Genomic DNA, 225 nt, shown 5'->3' on the forward strand with positions numbered 1-225 from the left:
GGTTATCTACTCTGCTTTGAATCGATGGTGGCAACCAGCCTTCTTTCTTTTTTCGATTGAGAAAACGAGCTTTGCGATACCTTGTTTTTCGTTGTCTTCTGCCTCTGCGTAATGTAGCTCTTAATATAAGGTTTTCTTTGACGTCTTGACGTAACTCAATCGTTCCTTTTACTAGCACCTTATCTTCTGTAGCGATTGCAATACCCATATGCTTTGCACCACTAT

At 40.4% G+C, this 225-nt stretch carries 1 protein-coding gene; it reads right to left on the reverse strand.

Features of this window, described 5'->3' with window-relative positions; genetic code table 11:
• The coding region (locus tag MR076_RS26220) for an RRXRR domain-containing protein (protein ID WP_242225443.1) at window positions 1-208 on the reverse strand (208 nt) is incomplete at its 3' end.
• Between the last annotated feature and the right edge of the window lie 17 nt (window positions 209-225).

The organism is Bacillus cereus group sp. BfR-BA-01380 (assembly GCF_022663535.1).
Taxonomy (GTDB): Bacteria; Bacillota; Bacilli; order Bacillales; family Bacillaceae_G; genus Bacillus_A; species Bacillus_A cereus_BB.